This window comes from Halobacillus sp. A5 (assembly GCF_024189315.1).
Taxonomy (GTDB): domain Bacteria; phylum Bacillota; class Bacilli; order Bacillales; family Halobacillaceae; genus Halobacillus_A.
The window spans coordinates 1-3031 of record NZ_JAIZEO010000011.1 but is presented as its reverse complement, the minus strand read 5'-3'; the positions used below and the strand labels follow the sequence as shown (position 1 = coordinate 3031).

The following is a 3031-nucleotide window of genomic DNA, read 5'->3' as shown; positions in this document are numbered from 1 at the left end:
ATTTTTCACAAAGGGATGTAGTTAAGTCATCGATTGATTAGTATCCGTCAGCTGCACGTGTCGCCACGCTTCCACCTCGGACCTATTGACCTCATCGTCTCTGAGGAATCTTACTTACTTGGCGTAAGGGGAAATCTCATCTCAAGGGGGGCTTCATGCTTAGATGCTTTCAGCACTTATCCCGTCCACACGTAGCTACCCAGCGATGCTCCTGGCGGAACAACTGGTACACCAGCGGTGTGTCCATCCCGGTCCTCTCGTACTAAGGACAGCTCCTTTCAAATTTCCAACGCCCACGACGGATAGGGACCGAACTGTCTCACGACGTTCTGAACCCAGCTCGCGTACCGCTTTAATGGGCGAACAGCCCAACCCTTGGGACCGACTACAGCCCCAGGATGCGATGAGCCGACATCGAGGTGCCAAACCTCCCCGTCGATGTGGACTCTTGGGGGAGATAAGCCTGTTATCCCCGGGGTAGCTTTTATCCGTTGAGCGACGGCCCTTCCATACGGTACCGCCGGATCACTAAGCCCGACTTTCGTCCCTGCTCGACTTGTAGGTCTCGCAGTCAAGCTCCCTTGTGCCTTTACACTCTGCGAATGATTTCCAACCATTCTGAGGGAACCTTTGGGCGCCTCCGTTACTCTTTGGGAGGCGACCGCCCCAGTCAAACTGCCCACCTGACACTGTCTCCGGACCGGATCACGGTCCTGGGTTAGAATGTCCGTACAGCCAGGGTGGTATCCCACCAGCGCCTCCACCGAAGCTAGCGCTCCGGCTTCTATGGCTCCCACCTATCCTGTACAAGCTGTACCAACATTCAATATCAGGCTACAGTAAAGCTCCACGGGGTCTTTCCGTCCTGTCGCGGGTAATGTGCATCTTCACACATAGTATAATTTCACCGGGTCTCTCGTTGAGACAGTGCCCAAGTCGTTGCACCTTTCGTGCGGGTCGGAACTTACCCGACAAGGAATTTCGCTACCTTAGGACCGTTATAGTTACGGCCGCCGTTTACTGGGGCTTCGGTTCAACGCTTCGCTCAAGAGCTAACGCATCCCCTTAACCTTCCAGCACCGGGCAGGTGTCAGCCCCTATACTTCGCCTTACGGCTTCGCAGAGACCTGTGTTTTTGGTAAACAGTCGCTTGGGCCTTTTCACTGCGGCTCCTCGGCAGAGGAGCACCCCTTCTCCCGAAGTTACGGGGTCATTTTGCCGAGTTCCTTAACGAGAGTTCTCCCGCTCACCTTAGGATTCTCTCCTCGCCTACCTGTGTTGGTTTGCGGTACGGGCGCCTCTTTCCTCACTAGAGGATTTTCTTGGCAGTGTGAAATCCGGAGCTTCGGTACTTGATTTCCCTCCCCATCACAGCTCAACGTTGCCGGACGGATTTGCCTATCCGACCGTCTTGCTGCTTGGACGCACTCATCCAGTGGTGCGCTCTCCTTATCCTCCTGCGTCCCCCCGTCGTTCAAACGGAAAGGAGGCGGTACAGGAATATCAACCTGTTGTCCATCGCCTACGCCTTTCGGCCTCGGCTTAGGTCCCGACTAACCCTGAGAGGACGAGCCTTCCTCAGGAAACCTTGGGCTTTCGGTGAAAGAGATTCTCACTCTTTTTTCGCTACTCATACCGGCATTCTCACTTCTAAGCGCTCCACCAGTCCTTACGGTCTGACTTCACTGCCCTTAGAACGCTCTCCTACCACTGATCCTTACGGATCAATCCGCAGCTTCGGTGGTGTGTTTAGCCCCGGTATATTTTCGGCGCGGAGTCACTCGACCAGTGAGCTATTACGCACTCTTTCAATGATGGCTGCTTCTAAGCCAACATCCTGGTTGTCTAAGCAACTCCACATCCTTTTCCACTTAACACACACTTGGGGACCTTAGCTGGCGGTCTGGGCTGTTTCCCTCTCGACCATGAACCTTATCACCCATGGTCTGACTCCCAGAACAAAGTCACTGGCATTCGGAGTTTGACTGAATTCGGTAACCCGGTAGGGGCCCCTCGTCCAATCAGTGCTCTACCTCCAGGACTTTCTATTCTGAGGCTAGCCCTAAAGCTATTTCGGAGAGAACCAGCTATCTCCGTGTTCGATTGGCATTTCACCCCTACCCACACCTCATCCCCGCAATTTTCAACTTGCGTGGGTTCGGGCCTCCAGTCAGTGTTACCTGACCTTCACCCTGGACATGGGTAGATCACACGGTTTCGGGTCTACGACCGCATACTCACTCGCCCTGTTCAGACTCGCTTTCGCTGCGGCTCCGCTTCTATGAGCTTAACCTTGCATACGGTCGTAACTCGCCGGTTCATTCTACAAAAGGCACGCCGTCACCCATCAATGGGCTCCGACTACTTGTAGGCACACGGTTTCAGGATCTCTTTCACTCCCCTTCCGGGGTGCTTTTCACCTTTCCCTCACGGTACTGGTTCACTATCGGTCACTAGGGAGTATTTAGCCTTGGGAGATGGTCCTCCCGGATTCCGACGGAATTCCTCGTGTTCCGCCGTACTCAGGATCCACTCCGGAGGAAAGAAGATGTCGACTACAGGGCTCTTACCCGCTCTGGCTGATCGTTCCAGATCGATTCATCTATCTTCTTTCTTGGTAACTCCAAAGGAGTGTCCTACAACCCCAGAAAGCAAGCTTTCTGGTTTGGGCTGATTCCGTTTCGCTCGCCGCTACTTGGGAAATCGCGTTTGCTTTCTCTTCCTCCGGGTACTAAGATGTTTCAGTTCCCCGGGTCTGCCATCGTTACCCTATGTATTCAGATAACGATACGGTTCCATTACGAACCGTGGGTTTCCCCATTCGGAAATCTTTGGATCACAGCCTGCTTACGGCTCCCCAAAGCATATCGGTGTTAGTCCCGTCCTTCATCGGCTCCTAGTGCCAAGGCATCCACCGTGCGCCCTTATTCACTTAACTTCTTTGTGAAAAGACGTTTCGTTTTGTTTGATGTCTTGTCATCAAGTACGCATCTGCATGCGTCTCGATTCTCTTATCCAGTTTTCAAGGTTC

1 rRNA gene is annotated in these 3031 nt (G+C 53.4%); it reads right to left on the bottom strand.

From position 1 onward, the window contains the following. Window positions 1–17: 17 nt before the first annotated feature. A 23S ribosomal RNA gene (locus tag LF822_RS22660) occupies window positions 18–2938 on the bottom strand. Window positions 2939–3031: the final 93 nt, after the last annotated feature.